This is a genomic window from Streptomyces kryoterrae, assembly GCF_054072135.1.
In genome coordinates, this window is sequence record NZ_CM133358.1 from 9,219,482 (window position 1) to 9,241,823 (window position 22,342).

The window sequence follows — 22,342 nt, forward strand, 5'->3', positions numbered from 1 at the left end:
GTGGTTAACGTCGCGTCGTCACGGATGCACGGTGACGGAGAGGTTCATGACCCACCTGGGTTGGCCGTCGACGAGCGGCGACCACACGAGCAGTCCGGACGGTTTGATGCCGCTGAGGACCGGTTGGCCGGCGACGTGGGGCGCCTCTGCGAGTTCCTGGGCGGCCTGGGCGCAGCGCAGCAGGATCCGCCGCAGTTCGGCCTTGCCAGGCCATCCGCCCGGGTCGCCGTACGCCTCGAGCGTCACCTCCGGTGAGGTGGCCCAGTTCAGGTCCCGCAGGTCTCCGCCGGGCCCGTGGTCGATACGCAGGTGCGGCCAGGGCGCCTCTTCGACTCCGGACACACGGCCGGGGCCGCCGAGCGCGTCGGCGACCTCCGGGTGTGTCTGCAGCCAGGTGAGGAGCGCGGAGACGGGATCCGCGTCCGCCACGGTGAGCTCGCTCATCAGACCTGGGTGGCGTAGCCCTGGCCGCGCAGCCGTTGGGCGTAGTCCGGGGAGACGAGGAGCTTGGCGCCCGGCGGGTAGTCGGTGCCGTCGATGGTGTGATGGTGCGCCAGAGTGACGGTGACCGGGTCGACGGCGGCGGGCAGCGCGGGGCCGACGACGTCCGGGTCGACGGCCACCGTGCGGGCGGAGCAGGCCGGGGCGGTCTCGGTGACTGCCTCGACGGATTCCTCCGCCGCGGCGTCCGCGGCGGGCTTCTTGGTGGTGGAGTTCGTAGCCATGGCGCGCACTGTGCGGGCGCGGGCCGCTTGTGTCGCGTCGTCAGCGGCGGGCGGCGACGATCGCGGCCGCGCGGGACATGAAGTGTGTGCCGTCGGCGCGCAGGTTGCCCGGGTAGACGGTGCCCACCTCGGCCTCGACGACCAGAGGGGCCTGGACGGAGACGGTGACCGTGACCCGCTTCCCGGCGACGACCAGCTGACCGGTGTTGATGTGCCGGGCGATGCCCTCCGGGTCCTTGTGGGCGCGGCAGCGGCAGTTCTTGAGGTTGGCGACGGCCCGGGAGCTCTTGTCGAGCGGCTCGAGCATGTACGTCGTGGGGCCGACGCCGCGGTGCACCATGTCCCAGCGCATGGAGTCGATCGCGAAGCGCAGATTCCCGGGGACTTCCTGCCCGTTGGCGGAGACGTGGGTGGGGCGGACCTTGTCGTCGCCCATGGTCACCCATCGCTTGGTGGGCGGGGCCAGGCGCTTCGCCTCGATCTCGACCTGGTGGGCGATGCGCTGCACCGCAGGGGCCAGCATGCGGGCGAGCTGCGCCTCCAGGCCCTGCGCGGGCGTGAACTTCGCACCGGCCATCACGGCACCTCTGGCGGGTTGAGCGTGGCGGTGGCCTGGACGTAGTCGACATCAGGGACGCCTGGGACGGCGTGCTCGCGGGTGCTCGACAGCGTCCATGACCGGCCGGTCTCGTCGGAGATGGTGTCGCCCTCCTTGACCGGCCAGGCCTGCGGGTCGAGCCGTACCGTCCACGAGCCGTCGGGCTGCTCGAGGACCGATCCGGGCCAGGTGCCGCGCGCGGCCGGCTTCTGGTTCGGGTTCGGTGGTACGGGCACGCCATTGGCGTCGCGCGCCCAGGGGTGGGCGAGCACGTACACCGTGAGCATGGCGTTCGGCAGCACGACGGCCATGGTCGGCAGCTCCCTTCGTCAGCGGCCGCGGGTGGAGGAGTACGGCCACGGTGGGCGTACGGGCCGGTTGAGGGGCTGGAACAGGCGGCGCTTCCAACGGGAGAGGCCGCTGAGCTCGGGCAGTGCGCCGGCCTGGCCGGCGGTCGGGGCCGACTCGTAGGAGATCGACTGTCCCTCCGCGCTGACGGAGGACACGCGGCGGCCCTGGGAGCCGACGTCGCCGGGGCGCAGGCGCTCGGACTCCGCGGCGTGAGTGGTGACGTACCGGACGACGGGGTCGTTGGCGGCGCCGTCGAATCCGACCAGGAAGTCGACGTCGTAGGTGCCATCTCCGCGGTTGCGGTAGGCGGAGACCTGGACCGGGTCGTCGACCTCGAACGGCCACGAGGCGGGGTCCTCGAGTCTGTCGCCCCTGCCCCAGTGGGGTGTTAGTGCGGTACGGGTGACGAGCTGGGGGATGACGGGCTGACCCAGGTATCCGACGACGTCGGACTGTGCCCTGCGGATGGCGGTGAGCAGGTCGTCGCGCTGCTCGGCAGTGAGAGGGAGCGGGACGCCGAGTTCCTTGGCGACTGCTTCGGGGGAGGTGACGAGGCCCAGCCCGAGGGGCAAGTCCAGGCGTACGGACTCGTCCTTGACGGGCCGGGCTCCCTCGCTCGGGGTGAAGGTGACGGTGGCCCAGTAGCGGCCGGGAGGCACATCCGGGAGCGCGAACCGGTAGACGCCGGCGCGCAGCCGGGCGGCCGGTCCGGCGCCCGCCACGAAGGTGGTGCGGTCCGGGCCGTCGTAGAGGGACACGCTGGTGACATGTCCTCCCGCCGGTTCGGGGTCGTAGTGCGCCCCGCCGTACATGGGCCGATAGTCGTACACCCCGGGCTCCTTACTTCTCGGCCTGGTCGGCGAGCCGGTCGGCCTGGAGCTGCAGTCGCTCCTTGATGCGCGCGGCGACGCCCTCGGAGACGTGAGCGCCCGCGGGCTGCAGGAGCCGGTGCACGGGGTTTCGGTGCGGCCCGAGGAACGTCTTTTCGATCAGGCGCACAGTGCAGACGAGGACGGAGCCGTACTCGGTGAGCGGGACGAATACGGAGTCGACGTCGGCCGGGGGCTGCTTCGTGGCGTCGTCGATGATGACCTCGGCGAGGTTCTCCTCGTCGGGGATGACCTCGGTGGGGGTGGCGTACACGGGTGCCGCGGGTGCCGCCGGGGGCTCCTGGACGGCCGGGGGCTCGAGCGGTGCGGCTTCGGGCGCCTTCGCGGCACTGTCGGCCGGGGCCGTCTCCTCGGCTGCCGCCGCCGTGGTGTTGGCGTCTCCAGCGGGCGCGGACTCGTCCGCCGCCGCGGTGCTGGCCGACTCCGCGGCCTCGGTGGTGGAGCCGGAGGCCGCCGCGAGATTCGCGGTCGCGGTCTTACGGGTACGGGCGGTGCCTGCCATGAGTGGCTCCCTCTCGGGGGTGATTGTCCGGACGGCGCGCACCCTGCACACCGGACGCTGCTTGTGTCGCGCCCTGCCTCGAGCGAGCGGGAGCGGGCGAGGTGACCCGGGCGGCCCCTGGTTGGTGCGGAGGGGCCGCCCGGGTCAGGCGGATCAGGCGTAGGCGAAGCCGCCGGTCTTCGTGACGGTGCCGGAGTCGGCTGCGACGACGACGTTGGCGGCACCCGCCGATCCCGCGGGCGTCTTCACGCGCAGTTCGGTGTCGGAGATGCGCTTGAGTTCGGTGCCCGCGGTGGCGCCGAAGTTGACCGCGGTGACGCCGGCGAGGCGGGTGCCCTTGATAGTGACGGTGGTCCCACCCACAGCCGGACCGGTTGCCGGGCTGACGGTTACGACGGTCGCGGCCGGAGCGAAGAGGCGGTCGATCTCGGACTGGGGGACGATCGTCCCGACCTGGTAGAGCAGGTGGTGCCGGGAACCTTCGGGGCGGCCGTCGCCGGGCCCATAGGCCTTCGTCTCGTACACGTCCTCGGTGATCCGCATCGGCGCGTCCGGTACGGCGGACGCGGGGAACGCCGACTTCTTGATCAGCGTCCCGTCTTCCTTGTAGAGCATGGGGGTTGTTCCCTTCTGGGTCGGGTGGCCGGCGAAGGATGGAGTACGGCGCCGGCTTGGGTCGCGCGCTACCGGGGGAAGGAGGCGCTTGCCCAATTGGGCAAGAATGATCTTGGTGTGCTCCGTGCGACTACGGTCGTCCGCTGTCGTGCTGCTTGCCGGGGCCGCGGCGGCGCTCGTCCTGGGCGCGCTGCAGGTCACTCCATCGGTGAGGGCTCTGCTTCTGGACTTTTCCGGCCAGGCGTGCACGCAGTTGCTCTGTGACCTGCGGAGAAACAGAGCGAACATGCTCCTGATGTCCAAGGAGCGTTTCGCGCTATCACCCGTATCAGCGAACCGAGTTGAGCGGAGGTTGGTATGATCGCCGTGTGGAATTCGACTATTGGGGCCGGGCATGGGTGGGAGCTTTCTCCCTCCGTCAGGCCCAGCGCCTCATGGCGACTGTCTCGGCAGACGCGGCGCAGGATATCGACTATGCGCGGAACTGCTTTGCGCATGGCCGATCCGTCGACATCCAGGAGCATTCCCTCGCGGACCTCGGGGTCGCGGATCAGATTGTGCTGCTGCGGGAGCTGGCGAAGTGCGTCGCCCCGGAAACTCCGTTCGCTCAGCTGTGTGAGCGCAGGGCGGATGAGCTCCTGGTCCTCGCCGCGAAGGTGAGCGAGACGCCAGAGGCCAATGAGGCGAGCATGCCTCGCGTGGGGTCTCTGCTGCTGACCAACCAGGCCGTTGAGTACGTTGCTCGACTGTGGCGCTTCGCCGAGCAGATCGAGAAGCTGCAGGGTGAGCAGGCGGCGTTGGGAGGAGGCCACCATCGTCGTCTGCGTGTACTGAAGGCAGCTGAGATCCCTCTGTGGGCGTTGAACGCACTGGGGGGCATGTCGGAAGACGGCCTGAAGACCATGACGCCGGAGAAGCTTCTGGAACTGTCGGGTCGTGGGATTGCCGGACCGGCGCTGGCTGCCCGCGGTTCGGATGAGACGCGGTTGTTGTATGAAGCAGAGGCTGTGTTGGCGCTTCTGCGTGTTCTGACCGTGATCGGGATAGAGCCGACGAGCTGGAACGAGTTCCTTTCCAGGCTCGCTGCGCGTCTCGAAGTCGACGACACGGTCGAGGCGTCGCGGGTGGTGGAATTTGATGTTCCCCCCCGACCATGTCGTCCGCCGGGTGAGCTCGTAATGGCGGAGCCTCGGGTGCCCAGAGCGCCGGGGTGTGCGGTCCCTCGACGTAACCGTCACGGGGTCCGCAGTCGGCTGCATCACCGCGGAGGGCGCGGAGGGCGCCTCACCGTCTAGCTCGGCATGCTGGTCCTGCATGACTCAAAGGACCGATTTTGGACATGAACTCTATCATTGATGGAATCTCGGCTCTTGCCGCGCTCAGCGCGCTGGTGCTCCAGATCACCGACATGCGTCGGAAGAAGGACGTCGACGAGGCTGCCGACACCCCTCCGAACGAGGGGCCTGAGTCGAGCGATGACGAATGAATGAAGGACCGGTCCACCCGCCGTCAGGCGGGTGGACCGGTCCTATTTCACCTTGCTGCCGACGGCGGCACATCGCGTCGCGGACGAGGGCGCCGACGTCGCAGGCGGACAGCCACGCGGGAGCGCCGGGCTCGATGACGTACCGGCAGCGCCACACCGCGCGGGTGACGGCGTCGTCGCCCTGGTTGTCGCGGTGCCATGCGGCCGGGTCGTGCTTTGCCTCGACGAGGCGGACCCGGAAGCCGTCGGGGGTGGCGAGGCCCATCTCCTCGACGCGCTTGCGCCAGTCAGCCTCTCCCACGGGCGGCTTGTCGGCGGGCGGGGCGGTGACGACCATGGTGCCGCCGGGCTCGTAGCGCACGCCGGACTCCCAGCCGCGCGGCGTGACCGGGTAGGCGCGCTCCACCTGGGGGCCTGGCTCTGGTCGTGGGAGACAGGCTCGAGGAGCGCCTGCAGCTCGTTGTTCAGGGTCATCACTCGCACCGGCATCCGTTGGGCTTTCCGCAGCGCCTGTGCCGGTTGACGGTGTAGGCCGTCACGGGGTCGCCGTAGCGGCTGAGCGTCTCGGCGATGACCGTGGCGGAGACGCTGGTCGTGTCCAGCACCGCACGGAGCGATGCGGCCACGTCGGCATCTGCGGCTCCCAGGAGGGCACCGACGCTGCAGCGGGGGCCCCTGTGAGCTGCGGGCATGCCTGTGAGGGCGTCCAGCTCCTGGGCGAGGCCTATGGGTTGTTTCTCGATCACCGAGCGTCCTCCGTCGTCGTGATGGTGGTACGTGGGAAGGGGCACACCCGTGGCCAGGGTGCACCCCCTCACTCCGGCCTCGATCAGGGAGTCGGGTCGGTCCAGGTGCCGATCACGAAGGACTCCGGCCGCGGGATCTCGAGCGCCAGGCGCTCGTCGGCACGGAACGTGATCAGGCCCTTCTCGTAGTTCTCCGCGTTCTCCGACGAGACGGTCACGGAGACTGACTCGCGGTCGTGGAGCTGCGCGCCGAGACCGAACGCGCCGATGAGGAAGTCGTTGTCACTCATCGCGGTCGTCTCGACGACGTTGAGGCGCCACACCTTCTTCTCGGCGCCGATGGCGACGGCGATGGCGACGCGGAAGGCGCCGTTCTTGTCCTCCTCGACCTCGACGTGCTCCCACATCGTGGGCGACAGGACGATGCCGGTCGGGTCGTACTCGGCGAGCAGGGCCTTCGTGATGCTGCGCCGGATCTGGACGCTGTACTGGTCGCTTGCGAGACCGGTGTACTGCTGGACCCCCGGGGTGTTGTAGATCCCGGTCAGAGACTGGCCGTCGCCCACGGAGTGCAGGAGGTCCCAGTCCTCCGAATACTTCACACCCTCGACCATCCTCGTGTTGATGAAGGTCTTCAGGCGCGGCTCGTCGGCCAGGATGTTCTTGTGCGAGTCGAGCAGGTGCGCGACCTCGGCGACCGGGTACATGACCGGGGTCAGCGTGAGCTTCGACCGCGGGGCGCGGCCCCAGGTGTCGGTGTCGGCTCCGGTGGCCGGCGACGTGCCGTCCGCGGCGTACCGCTCCTTGATCTGGCGGGCGGCGTTCGTCCAGCCGGTCTCACGCGCGCCGTACAGGACGGCGTTCTTGGTGGTGCTCTTGGGGAACAGGTCGCGGATGTGGAACTTCCGGAACGGACGCTCCGCGATGCCCAGGTTCTGGGCGGAGCCGAGGACCTGGTGGGTCACCGTGCCCGCGGACAGGGAAAAGATGCTCTTGCCCTCGATGTCGGCGCGGATGTACGGCTTGTCACGGAAGTGCTGGGCGGTGGCGCTCTGGTAGGAGCCCGACTCGACGAACAGCTCACCGAGGGACTTCTCCTCGATGCCGGGGCGCTGGCCGTAGTGGCTGGCTGCGGCGGGCGGTGCCTCCGGGGCTTCGAGGTACTGCTTGATCTCGACGAGGCCCTGCTCGGCGTCGATGAGCGACTTGATCTCCTGCGCCTCGCCGGAGATTTTCCGGAAGGCCTGGGCCTGGTCGGTGGAGACAACGAACTGGCCGCCGTCCTCGACCTTGAAGGTCTGGCTGATGCGCTCGGCCTCGGCGGACTTGAGCTGGAGCGCCTTCTGCAGTTCCTCGATACGTGCGGTGGGCATTTGAGGTGCTCTCCCTGTGCTGGGTGCGGTTGACGTGCGTCGCTCGCCCGGCCAGCACCGGGACGCCTCAACGCCAGGCGGAATGAAAGAGGGAGAGGGTTGCTAACGTCGCGTGCTGCCCGCTCGAGACGTTGAGAGCGGGCAGCACATGGGGTTTGAACTGCTGTTTTGTTGTCGGTGGCGGTGAAGGGGACAGGGCAGGCGTTCGGGTCCGGAGTTGTAACTCAGCTCCGCATCAGGGCGAGTGCGGCCTTCACTTCGTCGGGGTCCAGGCGGACGGTGTCCTCCGGCTCCGCGGCCGGTTCGTCGCCCTCCTCGTCCTCGACGTCGTTCTCGTCGTCGAAGGTTTCGTCGTCCCACAGGTCCAGGCCGGGCTGAGTGCCCGGGACCGGCCGGGGTGCGGGCGCGGGCGCGGACTCCTGGTCGTCGACGTCGAGTCCCTTCGCGGACAGTGCGGAGATCAGGTCGCGCACCTTGTCGCCAATGTCCTCGAGCTGCTCGGGCCCCGCGGTGCTGCTGTTGACCCGGGCGGCGGCATCGGAGAGTGCGCCCACCGTCGGCTGTGCGACGCGGGCGTCGACGTCCTCGTCCTCGGTGGCGGTGCGGGCCGCAGCGGTCCCTTCGGGCACGACGATCGTGGCGAGCTCTACGGGCTGCGGCTTGTCGAGCGTGATCTCACCGGCCGTGACCGTGTACGGAATCGCGTAGTGGCTGCTGCGCCGCTCGTCCTCGCTGTGCGTGGACACGATGACGCGGTCCGGGTAGGTCCCCTCGATGCACGTCCAGGTGCCGCCGTCCTGGTCGAGGAGTTCACGGACGGCGTCGGCAAGGCGGGATCGGAACTGTTCCTGCGACTCGGTCAGCGGAGCGGACGACATCATGGGGGTCTCCAGCGGGACGGGGATGCTCTTGGCCTCGGCGACCATGGAGCGGGCGGACTTGTGCTCGATGCGCGGCAGGGCGCGGGCGGCCTTCACTGCGGCGTGCGCGGACTTCTTCTCTGTGCCGGTCGCTCCGTCCCGGGTGGCGTCGATGATGGCCTCCAGGACGTTCGGGGGTACGGGTGTGGCCGTCTTCGGCGCGGGGGCGTGGGGGAGGGCGGCGCCGGCCAGGAGTGCCCACGGTGTGTCTCGGCACTCCGGCCGCAGGAGGGGCATGTCGGGGAGCGCTGTGATCGGCCACCAGGCGGTGACCTCGGTTGCGTCGCCCTTGGGGTCGTCGGGGTTGGCGACGCGGCGTTCGTCGTGCGGCGTGTTGATCGGCACGGAGTTCTCGGTCGGGACTACGGCCACGTAGCCGCGGTAGATGCCGTTCGGGGCGGTCCAGGAGCCGACCACGCTGGCCGTGCCGGGCAGGGTCGAGCCGGTCTCCTCAAGCCACTCGCGCAGGGCGGCCTCGAGGGGGTCCTCGCCGTTCTCGCGGTGCCCTCCGGGGATTTCCCAGGTGCCCGATGCGGGGTCGTCGTCGTCGAGGGCACGCTGGATCATCAGCAGGCGGCCGGTGTCGGCGGCCTTCACCGCCAGGCCCGCGACCTTGATGTCGTCGTCCTTCGGGGCGGTGACGACGTCGATCTCCACGTGGGAGGGCGTGGACTTGTACTCGAGACCGTCGTGCCCGGTGGCGGACTTCACTTCCAGGCTGCGCGTCAGCGGGTGCGCGCCGTGCAGGACGGGCGAGACCTCGAAGAGGTCCAGGTGGTGGATGACGCGGACTCCGTCACCACGCTTGCTCGCGCCGGTGTCGGGGACGCGGTAGCCGATGGAGAACGCGGCCTGCTTGTGCTCGTGCCACTGCTTGACCTGCTCGTAGGCGTCACGGCCCTGTCGAGTGCGCAGGTTGTAGATCACGGTCGCGACGAGGGCGCCGGCCTCGGACGGCCAGCCGGGGACGTCGGCGAATCGGGGGTCTCCCGGGAGCCACTCCTCGACCTCGGCGACGACGCCGATGGGGTCTTTCCACCCGTGGTGCCACACGGTTTTGACGGGCCGTATGGCCAGGGTGCGGGCGAAGGCGCCGGGAACGATGAAGTCCTCGACGTCGTCGACGACGCCGGTGACGGCATAGATTGCCCGGCTGGTGCCTCGCTGGGTGGTGCTGGGACGTGCGGGTCTGGTGGGTGGAGCAGCGGTCGGCACGGCGGGGAACCTCCGGCGGTGGACAGTGGGCCGCCGGGCACCGTGCCGTTCGTGTAGAGCTACTGTCCTGCGCTGGCCTCTGCTGGCTGTTGGGTCTCGGCCTGGGAGCGGGCCATGGACCACCCGCGGTTCCAGTAGCGGTATCCGAACCGGTCCTCGAGGCTGCCGTACATGTCGTACGGGCAGGCGTCGGAGGGGTCGCCGTTGGCGTGCGCGGCCTTGCCCTCGTTGAGTCGGTCCTGGCAGGTCTGCCGGTCGAGCTGGATTGGCACGGTCGGATCTCCTTACTGGCCCGCGAACATTGAGTCTTGGACGCCGCGGTCGGCTGTCTGGGGCGGTGTGCTCGGCGCCGCGTCCCCTGTCGCTCCCGCTCGGTCCTCACCGTTGTGGTGCGTCTGCGCCATCTGCGCGCCGTCAACGTCGGTCGACCACGCATCCGGGTCTGTGTAGCGCCATATCCGGCTGTCGCTGTCCCTGACCCATCCGGTCAGTGTGCCGTCTGGGGCCTTGTCGAGCCAAGCCTGTTCGCCGCCGCTGCCGGTGTAGGCGCACCAGGCGTCGGGCCCGTCGGGGTCGGTTTCGTCGCCCTCGTTGTACTCGTCTCCGGCCCAGGGACGGGAGTCGTCGGCGGGCGGCTCCGGGGCGGCGTTCGGGTCTTCGCCGACAGCGTCGCCCTCTGCTGGGGCGTCTGGGGCTGGGGGCGCCGCGGGGTCCTCCGCTGGTGCAGAGGGGTCTTCCTCGGGTGCGGCCGGGGCTGCCGTCGGATCCTCGGGTAGGTCCTCCTCGAGGTCTTCGGCCAGCTCGGGGTCGGAGACGCCGGGGCTGGCCTTGCCGAGCGGAGCCTCTTCGGTGCCCGCGGTCTCCTCGTTCTCGTCGTCTTCCTCCCCGAAGGGCTTGCCGCCCTGGGGGAGAGCCTTGATGGCGAATCCGTATCTGGTCACGGGCGGAGGATGCGCACGCGGGGCGGCTTGTGTCACCGCCACCGTCGCACGCCAACCCGATCAAGATCATTCTTGCCCAATTGGGCAAGCGGCCCGGATCAGCTCCCAGGCACGCGTGCCTGCCGCGGCACGGCCCCGCTCTCCTCGATGACGTTGGTGTACTCGCGGAGCACCGCGAGGACGGACGCGTCGTCGTCCCCGGTAACGGCCTTCATGGGGCCGGTCGGTGACAGGGTGATGGTCTCGCCCTGGTGGAGCTCCACCAGGGCCGCGGCCCGGTACGACCCGATCACCGGGCGGTCTGCCCGCCCGGTGATCTGCACGGTGTAGGTCGCACCGTCGTCGAACGAGCCGGTGACGGTGAACACTGTCTGTCTCCTTACCTGGTGGCCATCAGGCCCAGGAGGAACGCACGCAAGTCGTCGTCCTGGTACCAATCGCCGCTGAACATCGCCTGTACGGACCGGGCGAGACTGTCACCGGTCTCCGGTTGCGTCTGCTGCCGCCGCAGGAGCCGGTCCAGGGCGCTCGGCCGCATACGGCGGGCGCCGGGCCGGCCGGTGTGGGTCCGGCTGAACCAGAACGCCCTCTGTGCGGCGTCCAGGTCGCCGAGGTGCCGGGCGAAATGCTGCGCCAGGCCGTGCCCGGCGGTGCCCAGTCCCTCGTCGGCCAGGTCGGCAACCGTGATCCGCTGCCCGTCAGGCTCGTAGCGGCCCTGCACTCCGTCCACGGCCGTTATCCGGCGCACCTGGGGGGTGCTGAGCCACGATCGCGGGATGAAGCGCTGTACGCCTCGTACGGCCCGCTCGGCGTCCGGGGTGGTGTCCGGGCCGAATACGAGGGCGGCATTGCCTTCGGGGCCCATGTCGCGGATGTCGGCCAGGGCCGCGGCAACTGCGAAGGGCACGGCGTCGGCGTACCGAGTACGCATGTCCGCGTACTCCCGACGGGCAGTCGACCACTCGGCGCGGGCCGCCGTGATCTCGACTTCAAGGTCCGGGTCGTCCGGGATCGTCGCGCTGCTGCGGGCCGCCTGCAGGTTGACCAGTCGGCGCTCGCTGCTGGCCACGTAGTCGTCGGCGTGCTGCAGCGTGGCGTGCGGGTCGTCGCCGAAGTCGTCGCCGAGAGCGGCGGACAGACGACGGGTCACGTCCTGGTCGACGTCGTCGCCGGCCGCCCGCAGGGCTGCCATGTGGCGGAGCGTCGTCAGGCCGGGGCCGCCGTCGGCCGCCCGGTCCGGCGTCCACTGGATGCGGTCCGACCGGTCCGGGAGACGTCCGGCTGCGAGCTGCCCCCACGTCGTCGGGCGCCAGAAGGTGACGCGCCGCTGCGACTGCCCGAACCGCCCCGGTTCCGGCATGAGTGCGGCCCAGTGAGAGATCCGCGCTGCCAGCGAGTTGCCGTCCGCGTCGGGCAGGTTCACCGCACGGTGCAGGCGCGCCAGGCGGCGGGACTCCGGCCACTGCCGGACCCGGCGGACCATGCGGCCCAGGAAGGCGCGCAGGCGGCGCAGGCGTTCGCGCGAGCTCCGGTACTTCTCGGCGATCGTCCGGGCGCCCGACTTCACCAGCTCCGCGAGGCGCTTGGCCATGCGGATCAGGAGAGCGACGATCCAGGCCATGAGGCCCGGCTGTCGGCCGGCGTCCGCATTGGCCGCGGCGACCCGTGCCGCGATCCGGCGGGCAGTCGCCTGTCGGGACCCCGCCATCTGCTGCGTGAGGATGCGGGCGATCCGCTCGGCGTCGCCCGGGTCCACGCCTGCGGCCTGGAGCTGCTGCAGAAGCGCGTTCACCGCGTCGTCCGCGTGCCCCGTGACCGCCTGGGTGACGTCCGGGTCGGTGTCCGGGGTAGCCGACGGTCGGCCCGCGATCTGGTCCGGGATGAGGCGCAGCAGGTCCCGTGCGCGGGCCGCCAGGTCCTCGTTGCTCTCGTCGTCGAGGGGCTCGAGGTCGTTGATGGTGCGCAGGGCTGCCCGCACGGTGTCGGTGTGGGTCTGGTCGCGGGTGTCGCGGAGTCGGCGCTGGGCGGCTTCCCTGTCCCGGCCGGTGATACCTGCGGCGTCGAGCGCAGCGGATCCGCCTTGGCGGGTCGACTGGCGTGCGTCACGCAGGGCCTCGGCGGTGAGGCGCTGGGCGATCTGCTCGCGCAGGGCGTGGATGTCTCCGGGCGGCTCCGTGCCTGTGATGGCCTCGTCGATGATGCGTGCGGCGAGGCTGCGGGCGTGGTCGCTGACGATTCGGTCGACGTCGGCCTGCGTCACCTGGTTGGGGTCGCGGGGTGTGCCGGCCGGCGGCAGGGCCGGAGTGGGCCGGTTCCGGTCGTACACGTTCACGGCGCGGCCGCTGTGCAGACCGAAGTCGTGCACGTTGCCGTCCTCGTCGACACCGGTGAGCTGCATCCACCAGCCGTTGCGCTGCGGCTCGCTGATGATCGTCAGCCTGCGGTGGCCGTTGAACTGGTACCCCGCCCGGCTCACGGGCGCGTCGATGACGTCGCCGACGCGCAGGCTTCCCGGGCGTACCCGGGCGACGGGCACTGTGGGCTCGTCCGGCGTGCTCGAGGAGTCCGGTGTGGCCGGAGTAGTCGGGGCGTCCGGGGTGTTGTCGGCGTCGTCGACGTCGGGCGGGGTGACAGGGTCCGGCTCGGCCTCGGGGAGATGCCACACAGGCATGGCCCCGTGCTCGATGCGGTACCGCTGCCGTCCACTCTCGTCCTCCAGCAGCATCGTTCGAATGCCGCCAGGGGCGTCGACGACGTTAACGACGCGGTAGACGCCTACCCGCCCTCGCTCTACCGGCATCGCTACCCAGTCGCCCTCACCGAGCTGTGCCACATTCGACGGCCGCGGTCGGTCAAGACCTGTGGGTGCGGTCCGGCCGACGGCTCGGTCCAGGCGGTCGGCTGCCCTTATAGCGGCTCGGCCCTCCGTGGTGGATGGGTCGGCAGACGCGCGGAGCTGCGTGGCGAGGGCCGCGGCCTGCTCCGGGGTGACGGGCAGGTCTGCGGTGATGCGGACCGCGGCCTGGTGGGCGTCGGGGTTGTCGTCCGGGCCGTCGGCGTGGTCGCCGATGATGTTCCGGTCGCTCGAGTCGAGGTCCGGGTCGACGGTCGGGCTGTTCACCGGGTCCACGACGTGAGGCGTCGGGTGCACGATGAGGTCGTCGTCCGGCTCGGGGGCGTCGTCCGGTCCAAGGGCGGGGGGCCCACCGTCTGCGCCTTGGGCACGGGGGAGAACCGTGCGGGCGTCGACGTCGATCTCGCCCAACTCGCCCGTGGTGGTGTCGGCGTACTGCAGGGTGACGCGGTCTCCGTCCCGGCTGGGCGGGCTGGTGATTGCGACGGTGGTGAACGCGCCGTCGAGGCCCAGGATGACAACGTCGCCGTCCTTGAGGTCCGCGGCCGTCGGATCGTCAGTGCCGGTCACCGGCGCCGCTGTGGGGACTTCGTCGCGGACTTCACCGGTGACGCGGAGGTCTCCGGCGCTGCGGGTGACGGATCCGTCGGCCGTGGTGATGGTGACGCTGTCGCCGTCGACGTCGTCGACGGGCCCGAGGAGTGCGCCGTTGGCGTCGCTGACGATGTGTTGCGTCGTTACGCGCTGCCCGGATGCGGTCCATCCGTCGGGGCGCCGGCTGTCGGTGACGGTGAGCGCGGTCGGCGAGATGGCTTCCTCGTCGTTGCCTTCGGACCAGCGCACCGTGACGGTGGTGCTGGTGGCGCCGGTGACCGTGCCCTCACGGTCGTTGGAGCCGGTAACGGTGCTTCCGGGGAACACGCCGCGGCCACTGCGATCTGCCGGAATCTGGCCGGGCAGGTCGCCGGAGCGGAGCGCGGCCTGGGCGCCGCTGGCCGGAGACCCGGGCACGACGTCGTCCGGCGCTTCTGCGCGCGCCGCGGTGGCCTTGCTGGACGTGTAGACGTTCCCGGCCGCGCCGGTGCCATCAGGGTTCTCGGTGACCCAGGTACGCCACTCCTGCTGGGTGCGGCCGCGGCGGGTCACCTCCACCCGCACGGGCACGGTGTAGACGTACCCGGCCCGCTGGACCGGCCGGCCCTTCTTCGTGGTGCCGTTCATGCGGACCATGTCGCCGGGCACCAGGTCCTCGACGCGGGCCCAGTGCGCGGGCTGGCCGCTGATCGGGTCCGGCAGCGGCTCCTCTTCCGGCTCCGCAGGCGGACGGACGGTGTCCTCCGGGATGCTGACGGGTTCGTCCGGCGTCGGGACCGCGCGGGACGTGTCGCTGTCGTCCTCCGGTTCGTCGTTGCGGCGGGGCCGCTCCAGGTCGCTCTCCGGGCCGCCGAGGGCATCGAGGAACTGGCCTGCCCAGTAGGCGCGGCTGTCCAGGGTGGACAGTGCCTCGCGCTGCTGACTGTTCTGCTTGGAGCCGCTCAAGGTGTCGTGCAGCCATGCGAAGTCGTCGCGCGCCTGCGCCAGGTCCTCCCGGAGGTTCCCGCTTGGCGAGCGCTGATCACGGAAGGCGTCGACCAGGGAGGACAGACGCTCGTACCGGGCGCGTGCCTCCGGGTCGTTGCCGAGAGATTCCGGCAGCTCCGGCAGCGTCCGCCTCACGCTCGCCAGGCGCAAGGTCACGCTGTCCCACACGTCTTCGTTCGGGTTTGCCGAATCCGTGGGGCCGTCCTGCAGTGCACGACCAACGAGGTTGGCGATAGCCGTGTCACGTGACTGGGAACGGCTCTGGCGGTCGTCGTCCAGGCCAAAGAACGGCTGAGCCTTCCACACCGGGCCGCGGTCTGGGTACGACCGGTTCAGGTTCACGATGGTGCCGATCCGCTGACCGTTCAGCCACACAGACTCGCCCTGGGCGATCTCGTCCGGACGGAGCTCAGCCATGTCGGCGAACTCCTTCATCCGGTCGTGTCCGCCGAAACGGAATGCGGCGTCTCCTTCGCTCTCACCGCTCATTGAGGCCGGCGGCGCGGGGGTGACGTCATCGGCCGTGAAGGTCGTGCTTTCGGCGTCCCCGGCCTCGGCCGCGCGGCGCTGCTCCTCCTCGAACTGGTCGAAGTCCCTGCGCTCGCCGTCGCGGCGCTGCTGCTTGAACTGGGCGAAGGTCAGGCGCCCGCCGTTGGCGTCGAACCACTCCTGCAGTTCCTCGCTGGCGTACTGCTTCCAACGCTCACGCGACGACAGGGTTCCGCCCGAGAACAGCTCTCGCTCGTCGAAGTTGGTGCCGCCGAACTTGTACTCGCGCTTGAAGAAGTACCCGTTCGAAAAGTCGACCGCAGCGCGGTAACGAGCCTCGTCGATGAGGGCGAACTCATCGCGCAGTACACGGTCCTGCTCACGCTGGCTGTACGTGGAGTACGTGAGCCGGCCGCCGTTCGCCTCCCACCAGTCGCGCAGCTCCTGCGACGCGAGCTCCCTGGCCCGCACGGCGGTCACCTTGCGGCCAGAGAAAAGGTCGCGGGGGTCGACGCCAGAGTCCTCGGAATCGTCATTGAAGAGACGGCCGCCGGTGGCCTGCACCGCTGCCTGGAATCGCTCCTCGTCGAGAGCGTCGAACTCTCGGCGCAGACGTCCGGGAGTGGCAGGGGCAGGCTGCGTGACATCCGTGTCACCGAAGCGGAGAGCCTCGTCCATGAGGCGGCCCTCGTGTTCCGCCTCGTCGGCGTTCACCGGAGGCGTCTCCGGCACCGCGGCGCGGATCCGCTCGTCGACGTAGCCGTCGCGGCGGTCCATCTCTGCCATGACGCGCAGCGTGTCCTCCGGGCCCAGGCCGTGCAGGGCGGCGGCCTCCAACTCGGGGTCGCTCAGGGTGGTCAGGTCCTCGGGCAGGGGGAAGGCGCCGGTGCGCTCCTGCTCGTAGTCGTCCTGCACCGCGCGGAGCGTCTGGGGAAGGTTGCGGCCTTCCCCGTCTCGCCAGGCGGCGACGCCGGCCGGGCCCCACGCCTCGTGCCAGTCGAAGGGGTCGCCGTTGCTGTCGCTGATCTCCTCGAACCGTCCGGCGAGCGCCCGCGCCTCCTCGGGGTCATCGGAAGTCAGGGTGATGCCGGGCAGGTTGGTTCCGTTACGGGCCTGGGCGAAGCGCCACACGGTGGTGCCGTTGTCCTGCGGCTCCGGGTACGTCGCCAGGCCGCCCTCGGGCGACAGGGCGAGCCCTTCCCGGTCCGCCAGTCCGGCCAGGAGGGCACGACGCTCGGGGGTGTCCTCGGCCGGGGTGAGGCCGTCGCCGGTACGCCAGGCGTTTCGCAGGGAGTCCGCATCGCGGTGAGGGGGCCGACGGGATCGGCCGCGGTCGCCCGCACCGCCGTCGCCACCGTCACCGGTCGCGGTCGGGACGTCGAAGTCAGGCAGGCCGGGCCCGCCCGGTCCGCCCTCGCCGGGGCCTCCGTTGCCGTCCCCACGGTTGCGGCGGCGCCGACGCCGGCGGCGCTTCTCGTCGTCCTCGTCGCCCTCCGGGGCGTCCTGGTCGTCGTCCTCGTTCTCCGGGCCGTCGCTCTCGCCGTCGTCGTTCGAGGTGTCGCCGCCGTCGGGTGGGTCGGGCGCGCCCGCGCCCCCGCCGGCTGGCCCACCGTCGGGGTCGGCCGCTCCGCCGTCGGGGTTGGCGTCGCGGCGCTGCTGGCGGTTCGCCTCGTCGTCCTGGCGCTGCTCGTCTTCGTCGTCCTGGTCGGTCTGCTGCTTGTCGTCCTCGCTCTCCGGGGTGTCCTCGCCGGTGGTGTCGTTCTGGCCGTCGGTGGACTCGGCGTCGGCCTGGCCGTCGCCGCGGCGTTCGTCGCGGTCGTCCTGTTCGCCGCGGGCGACGCGTGCCGCGCGACGGAACCGGTCGGCGGCGAGTTCACCCTGCGGGCCTGCGAGCTCATACTGCTCGGCGAGCGCGTCCATGCGGTCTGCGATGTCACGGAGCTCCGCATCCCGGTCGTCAGCGGAGTCGGCGCGGTCGAGACGGTCGTCGAGCTCCTGCATCTCCGGCAGCGAGTCGCCACCCACGGCGTTCATGCCCTCACCGAACAGACTCTGCATACGCGCGGCCCGGTCGTCGTCGCCGCTCGGGCTGTTGTCGGGCTCGTCGGCGCCGGTGCTCTGGAAGTCCGGATACCGAAGGTCTCGCTCGGCCTTCATCCGGGCTGCGGTGGCCCACGACTTGTACATACGGGTCTCGTACGGCAGATCCAGGTCCGGGTCGGTGAACTGGCTCGCCAGCCACGCGGCCTCGTCACGGATCTGGCGAAGGTCGCCCTGCAGGTCGTCTGTCTCGCCCCGGCTGACGCGCTGGATGAGGTCCTGCAGACGCTGTATGCGCTCCGGGTCCTGCAGGCCTTCCTTGCGCTGCAGAGTGGCGATGTCGTCGCCGATGTCGGCCATGCGGGCACGGAGTTCGTGCCTCCACGCCGGGGTCGGCTCCGGCCGTGTGCGGTCGCTGGCCCAGGCGAAAGTGTCGTCGGGGCGGCTCAGGAAGACGGGGCTGTTCTCCGAGCGCGAGCCGTCGAGGTTCGAGACGGACAGGACCATCGTCCCGTTGTCGTTCCGGTTCACGCTGTTGACGCGGACCGGCTCCCTCCAGCCCACGGGGTACGGGCGGCCGTCGGCGTCCTGCCGGGTGATCGGCACGCGGATGATGTCGTTCTCGGCAACATCCGCGCGGTCTCCCAGCACCCATCCCTCGGGTGCCTCGCTGCGGGCCTGCTCCTGCCGGTCGGCGTCCACGGCCTGCTGCTGGCGGCTGTCGCGGTTGCGGACGAGTGCAGCTACCGCATTGGCCCGACTCGTGTGCTCGGCAGGAGCCGTGTGGCCCTCGGCGTGGGTGTACCGCCACTTGCGGGCAAGCTGGCTGACGGTGCCGGCGTCCTCGCCGTCGACAGTCACCGGATACGAGCCGTCATCGTTCCGCGTGCCGATCTCGGCACGCGTGAGCGCTTCGGCCCGCTCTTGCTTCTCCTTCTCCCGCCTCTCCCGGTCCCGGCGGGCGCCTGCGCGCTTGCGTTGTTCCTCGTTCAGGTGGCGCCGACGGTTGGCGACAGGAGAGAGCGCGAGCATGGCACTGTCCTGAACGCGCGGGCCTTCCCCGGTGCTCGCGACGTGCCGGTCCTGCCACGCCTGCAGCTCCTCGAGCTCTGCCTCGATGTCCTCGTCGGTCATGTCCGCCGGTGACGTGGCCCGGACCGGTGCGTCGGGCGCCGTGGCGGTGTCGGCCGTGTCCGCATCGTCGGACTGCCCGGGGCGCTGCCAGGCGTCCCACTGCTCAGGGGTGAACCGCTCCACGAGTCGAAGGGGCGGCATGGTGACGGTGTGCTGGACGCCGTCTGGTTCCCACTGCTGCCGGTCGGCGTTCCATCGTCGGCTCTGGTACGTCACCAGTGTTCGGCCCTGGTCCCCGGACGCCGAGGATGCGCGGCCGCGGAAGATGCCGTAGTACGCGGCGAGGCTGCGGTCACGGTCGGCGGGGTTCTCCGCGACGAAGCTGACCAGGTCGCCGTCCTGAACGTTCCACGGGTGGAACAGGGTGCCGCCGTTGGGGCCGTCGCCCTGGGGCTCCGGGGTTCGCTCGGGCAGCGCGGCGAGCGTGCGGTCGAGGTCCTGGCCCAGCTCGAGCAGGCTGGCCCGTGCGGACTGCGCCGCGTCGGCGTCGGGCAGGTGGTCCCCGCGCAGTCGCCCTGCGACGTAGTCGAGCTGCTCGCGGACGCGCCGCAGGTCCTCGCGGGCGTCGCCGGTCGGCGGGTCCCCGGCGAGGATGCCGTCGAGGGACTCACGGATCTTGGCGTGGTCGCCGCGGATCCGGCGGACGTCGTCCTTGTCCTGCCGGGACAGGCCGGTGAGGTTCGGCAATGGCGGGAGGTCAGGCAGCCGGTCGAGGACCGTGCGGGCCATCTCTGTCTCGTCGCCGGGGGTGTCCGCAGCCGCGGCGGGCCCGTCGCCTGCCGGAGCGTCGGTGTTGCTCGAGGCGTCTGCATCGTCCGGAGCAGGGGTCTCCTCCGGTGCGGCGGTCTCCTCGTCGGCGGCCGGCGACGTCTCGCCTTCCGGGGCGTCCGGGGACGGGGCGCCGCCCTCCGGCGCGTCCGTGCTCGTGGTGTTGCCTTCGGGGCCGCTTGTCTCCGGCACCTCGGGGGCGGCCTCGTCCGGGTACAGCACCCGCATCTCGGTGTCCGGGCTGAGGAAGTGCTGCCGCCCGTCCTCCGTGACGACCAGGACGCGGCCGCGGCCTGTACGCACCGGCTTCTGCGCCACGGTGTGCGTGCGCCTGTCGGCGTCGACGAACCGGTCCCCTTGCTGCAGGTCGATGGGAGCGCGCATCTGCGGCGGCCGAAGTTTGCTGGTGTCGCGTCCCTCGGCGTCAGCGAACATGTCGGGCGTGCCGAGCGCGTCGGCCGGCTGGTCATCCGGGTTGTTGAAGTCGGCGGCCTGGCGCTGCTCCTCCTCCTGGCCGACGTCGAACATGGCGTCAGGCTCCGCCACGGGCTTCGCCTTCGGCTTCGGGTCCTCCCGAGGCTTACGGCCGGCGCGGCGGGCTTCCTCCGCCTCGAGGACCCGCAGACGGGTGCGGTCGACGCCCGACAGCTCCCCGCCGTTGGCCATCTCCGCCTCCATCAGGGAGACGATCTCGTCGCGGATTTCGCCGTCGTCCATCGCGGACGGGGCCTTGGCGGCACGCGCGGTGGCCGCGGGTGCGTTGACCTCGTCGGGGCTCAGCGTGACCTTGTCCGGGCCGTCCGGGGCTGGGGCGCTCTCGTCGGGCGCGGCCTGGGCTGCGTCCGGTCGCCAGGGGCGGAATCCGTCCATGGTCCGCAACTCGTCGGCCTGGAAATTCGCGGACCGTCCGAGCGGCTCGTCGTCGCGCAGCGGCTCCTTGCGCACGTTGACCGTGCCGTCGTCGTTGCCGCTGACGACGATGTACGTCTCGCCTTGGCGGGTGCTGACCGGCTCGCCGACACCGAAGCGGCCGCCGATGTCGCGACTGACGCCCTGCGGCGTGCGGTAGTGCGTGATGCTGCCGTTCTCGTCGGTCTGCTGCTGGAAGCTCGGGTCGTAGGGCTCGCGCTCGCCCTCTGGGGTGGCGGTGGCCTCCGGGGCGTCCGGCTGCGGGGGGCTGGCCTCGGCCTCACGCTTCCGCTTGTCCTCCGTGATGGCGCGGGAGTCGGCCTCGAATCGGTCGGCGTTGTCGTCCAGTCGCTCCTCGAGCCGGTGCAGCGCCCGCACCATGCCGTCGTCCAGGCCGTTGGTGTCCAGCTCGTCGAGGGCGGCGAGGGCGCCGTGCATGGCCTCGCCGTTCTGGTGGTATCCCTCGGCGCCCTTGGGCTCGTCCGTGACGTTCTGCATGTGCTGGGCCAGGGCACGGAATTGCTCCGGCGTCCCGTCCGGCCACTGCTTCTCGGCGATTTCGTTGGCTGCGGCCCAGTCCTTGAGAATGGCCGCGGCCACGCGCTTGGCGTCACCGCTGTTGGGGTGCTGCTGCGTGCGGCCCGGGGTGTCGCGCTGCACGTCCTCGGGGCGGCGGCGGGCCCTCGGGATGACGTTCATCATGTCGCCGGTGTCCGCACCGAACTGGTGGGTCTCACGGCGGCCGCCGAGATGGCGGGTGGTGAAGGTACGGCCCCCCGGGTACCGGCGGACGGCCGTGACGACGTGGCCGAACTCGCCGCCCGCGACGACGTCACCGACACGGACGCGGTCGGCACGGACCTCCTCAGGGATGTGTCCGTCGGCGTGCCCAGACACTGCCACCTGGTTCGGCATCCGCATCAGGCGCACGCTGTCGCCGGACGTCATCACCGTGCCGTCCGGGGCGGTCAAGGTGGCGTCCAGCAGAGGCGCCCACTTCATCCTGTCGTAGGTGTAGGTGGGGGCGAGAGTGCCCTCGACGGTGACCGTCTCCGGCTTGTCCTGGTCCCGAGTGCTCGCCGGCCACTCGATGTCGCTGCCGCTCACGGTGACCTTGATGCGGTCACCGGGCCGCAGCTCCTCACGGCCGACCGTCGCCGCGGTGTTGCTGTTGGCGGGCGGGGCGGGCCGGGCAGCGTCGAACTCCTGGCGGGTTCGCTTGATGGCGGCCTGGATGTTCTCGCCCTGAGCCGAGCGCCAGGTGCCGGCGGCCTGGTCGAGGTCTGGATCGGAGAAGTCGAATCCGCCCCGGCCCATCGAGTTCTGGCCGGGCGGGGTTGTGCTGCGGTCGAGGAGTCGCGCGAACTCGAGGGCGTCGTCCGGGGTGGCGAACTCACCGGCCGTGTCGATTCGCTGTCCGGTGCCGGTCGCTGTCAGATACCAGCGGCCGGTGGAGTCATCGCGGAGTGCGACAACTTTGCCGTTGAGCGAGGTCTCGAGGTGGTCATCGCCCGCGACGGACCGCAGGAACTGCGCCATCTTCGGCTTCCGGCCCGGCCGATCGGCGAGGTCGAGGAAGTGCTGACGGACTGCCGCGGTGTCCCTGAAACGGGCGCCGGCCCCGTGGTTCCGGTTGGGCAGAGCGTCAACTCGTACGGGCAGATTGCCGTCCGCAGGCTCGTCCTGGTCGTCGTTCTCGCGGGGGCCTACAGGGTCGTCGTCTTCGCCGATGGGGCGGCCGCGGTCGTCGGCGTCGTGGGGGTCGTTGGGGGTGTCGGGGTCGCCGTCGTCGTCCCGGGCCACGCCGTTGCCGCGGCGCGGGTCGATGGTCCGCTTCTCGTCCTCCGCCTGGACCTTGTCCTCGTTGTCGGTGGGCGCGGAGCCGTCCGGGCGGGCGACCATGGACACCCACTTGGCGCTGGTGGTGTGCCTGCGGCCGTTGAACACGTTCGGCGCCGTCTGGTCCTGGACGAGGATGCGGTCGTTGGGAAGGGCGCGGACGACGCGCGCGAGCTTGCCGCCCCACAAGCGGACGGTGCCGCCGGTCTCGATAAAGCGCCCCTTGCTGTCCCGCGGGTGCAGGGCGGGGTTCCACTTACGGCGGGCGGCCTTGACCTCGAGGACGGCGCTCGGGTCCTGCAACTCAGCGTGCTCAGCGGCGGGGCGATTCAGCATGCCGCGGACCATGCACACCGTGGGTGGTTA

General features: G+C 70.8%; 16 protein-coding genes. 1 reads left to right on the forward strand and 15 read right to left on the reverse strand.

All coding sequences use genetic code 11. The features are described from left to right. Positions 1-18: 18 nt before the first annotated feature. The 7 genes from ACW4TU_RS41100 to ACW4TU_RS41130 form a co-directional block, all read right to left on the reverse strand. Positions 19-444, reverse strand: coding sequence for a hypothetical protein (locus ACW4TU_RS41100; protein WP_457421951.1), 426 nt, complete (start codon positions 442-444; stop codon positions 19-21). Next, positions 444-725: a DUF7210 family protein gene (locus ACW4TU_RS41105; protein ID WP_457421953.1), complete on the reverse strand. Its 282-nt coding sequence runs from the start codon at positions 723-725 to the stop codon at positions 444-446. The genes ACW4TU_RS41100 and ACW4TU_RS41105 overlap by 1 nt, the downstream gene beginning before the upstream one ends. 40 nt (positions 726-765) lie before the next feature. Next, a complete protein-coding gene (locus ACW4TU_RS41110; RefSeq protein WP_457421955.1) occupies positions 766-1,302 on the reverse strand; it encodes a hypothetical protein in 537 nt (178 codons plus the stop codon). Beyond that, the gene (locus ACW4TU_RS41115) at positions 1,302-1,634 is read right to left on the reverse strand and encodes a hypothetical protein (protein WP_457421957.1); all 333 of its coding nucleotides are present in this window, start codon (positions 1,632-1,634) and stop codon (positions 1,302-1,304) included. Before ACW4TU_RS41115 ends, ACW4TU_RS41110 begins: the two co-directional genes overlap by 1 nt. Before the next feature lie 18 nt (positions 1,635-1,652). Continuing rightward, positions 1,653-2,504, reverse strand: a complete 852-nt coding sequence (locus ACW4TU_RS41120; protein ID WP_457421959.1) for a hypothetical protein — start codon at positions 2,502-2,504, stop codon at positions 1,653-1,655. Between the two features lie 10 nt (positions 2,505-2,514). Further along, the gene (locus tag ACW4TU_RS41125; protein ID WP_457421961.1) at positions 2,515-3,066 is read right to left on the reverse strand and encodes a hypothetical protein; all 552 of its coding nucleotides are present in this window, start codon (positions 3,064-3,066) and stop codon (positions 2,515-2,517) included. A 153-nt stretch (positions 3,067-3,219) separates the two neighbouring features. Further along, on the reverse strand, positions 3,220-3,681 hold the full coding sequence (locus ACW4TU_RS41130; protein ID WP_457421962.1) for an IPT/TIG domain-containing protein: 462 nt from the start codon (positions 3,679-3,681) through the stop codon (positions 3,220-3,222). A gap of 368 nt (positions 3,682-4,049) precedes the next feature. Here ACW4TU_RS41130 and ACW4TU_RS41135 point away from each other — a divergent pair, with 368 nt between their 5' ends. Beyond that, a complete protein-coding gene (locus ACW4TU_RS41135; protein WP_457421964.1) occupies positions 4,050-4,976 on the forward strand; it encodes a hypothetical protein in 927 nt (308 codons plus the stop codon). Between the two features lie 105 nt (positions 4,977-5,081). Here ACW4TU_RS41135 and ACW4TU_RS41140 read toward each other — a convergent pair whose 3' ends face one another. From ACW4TU_RS41140 to ACW4TU_RS41175, 8 genes are all read right to left on the reverse strand, one after another. Next, positions 5,082-5,573: a hypothetical protein gene (locus tag ACW4TU_RS41140; protein ID WP_457421966.1), complete on the reverse strand. Its 492-nt coding sequence runs from the start codon at positions 5,571-5,573 to the stop codon at positions 5,082-5,084. A 67-nt stretch (positions 5,574-5,640) separates the two neighbouring features. Continuing rightward, complete coding sequence (locus tag ACW4TU_RS41145; protein ID WP_457421968.1) at positions 5,641-5,913, reverse strand: hypothetical protein; 273 nt, start codon at positions 5,911-5,913, stop codon at positions 5,641-5,643. Positions 5,914-5,996: 83 nt separating this feature from the next. After that, positions 5,997-7,286 (reverse strand): phage major capsid protein, encoded by a 1,290-nt coding sequence (locus ACW4TU_RS41150; protein WP_457421970.1) that lies wholly within the window; start codon positions 7,284-7,286, stop codon positions 5,997-5,999. Positions 7,287-7,510: 224 nt separating this feature from the next. Then, positions 7,511-9,421 (reverse strand): NUDIX domain-containing protein, encoded by a 1,911-nt coding sequence (locus ACW4TU_RS41155; RefSeq protein WP_457421971.1) that lies wholly within the window; start codon positions 9,419-9,421, stop codon positions 7,511-7,513. 59 nt (positions 9,422-9,480) lie between these two features. After that, a complete protein-coding gene (locus ACW4TU_RS41160) occupies positions 9,481-9,693 on the reverse strand; it encodes a hypothetical protein (RefSeq protein WP_457421973.1) in 213 nt (70 codons plus the stop codon). A gap of 12 nt (positions 9,694-9,705) precedes the next feature. Continuing rightward, complete coding sequence (locus tag ACW4TU_RS41165; RefSeq protein WP_457421975.1) at positions 9,706-10,362, reverse strand: hypothetical protein; 657 nt, start codon at positions 10,360-10,362, stop codon at positions 9,706-9,708. A 98-nt stretch (positions 10,363-10,460) separates the two neighbouring features. Further along, positions 10,461-10,730, reverse strand: coding sequence for a hypothetical protein (locus tag ACW4TU_RS41170; RefSeq protein ID WP_457421977.1), 270 nt, complete (start codon positions 10,728-10,730; stop codon positions 10,461-10,463). An 11-nt stretch (positions 10,731-10,741) separates the two neighbouring features. Continuing rightward, complete coding sequence (locus ACW4TU_RS41175; RefSeq protein WP_457421979.1) at positions 10,742-22,312, reverse strand: hypothetical protein; 11,571 nt, start codon at positions 22,310-22,312, stop codon at positions 10,742-10,744. Positions 22,313-22,342 lie beyond the last annotated feature (30 nt).